This window comes from Micromonospora sp. S4605 (genome assembly GCF_003176715.1).
Lineage (GTDB): Bacteria > Actinomycetota > Actinomycetes > Mycobacteriales > Micromonosporaceae > Micromonospora > Micromonospora echinaurantiaca.
On sequence record NZ_QGSW01000005.1, the window covers coordinates 1 to 679 of the forward strand.

Annotated in this window: 1 protein-coding gene; it reads right to left on the minus strand. The window is 75.6% G+C overall.

What is annotated here, in order from left to right:
- Positions 1–29: 29 nt before the first annotated feature.
- Entirely contained in the window at positions 30–638 is a 609-nt protein-coding gene (locus DLJ47_RS00010; RefSeq protein WP_109898064.1) for a DedA family protein, read from the minus strand.
- Positions 639–679: the final 41 nt, after the last annotated feature.

The window sequence follows — 679 nt, forward strand, 5'->3', positions numbered from 1 at the left end:
GCCCCCCCACCGCAACCCCGGTCACCCCGTCAGCCGGCCAGCGCCCGCAGCCGCCGCCGCGTACCCAGCAGCACCAACGTGGCCAGCAGCAGCCCGACCGCCATGGTCACCAGCATCGGGCTGGCCGGCCCGGGCAGCAGCCCGGCCAGCGACCGGGAGGCGGTGCCGAGCACCAAATAGAGGCCGGCCCAGGCCGCGGCGCCGAGGGTCGCGCAGCCGAGGAAGCGCCGGTACGACATCCGCAGCCCGCCGGCGGCCAGTGGCAGCAGCGCGTTGAACACCGGCAGGAACGGGGCGACCAGCACCATCCGGCCGCCCCCGCGACGCAGGATCCGCTCCGCGGCCGCCCAGCGTGACTCGCCGATCCAGCCGCCGACCCGGCTGTGCCGTAGCCGGTCACCCCACCGGCGGCCGGCCAGGAAGCTCAGCGACCAGCCGGCGAGGCAACCGACCACCACGGCGGCGAACGTGGCCAGGCCGGTCGCCGGCCGCCCCACCCCGACCGCGGCGAGGATCGCCACGTCGCCCGGGACCAGCACCCCGAGCAGCGGTACGGCGTCGAAGAGCATGACCACCCCGAGCACCCCCATGAGCAGGGTGGTGGGAAGCTCTCCGACCTGGGCCAACCAATCCGCCATGCCCCGTACGCTATGGCCCACGGACCACCGTGGACATCGGG

Excerpts from the sequence above, each read along its gene's own strand:
- DLJ47_RS00010 (WP_109898064.1), bottom strand. The coding sequence starts at position 638 with ATGGCGGATTGGTTGGCCCAGGTCGGAGAGCTTCCCACCACCCTGCTC.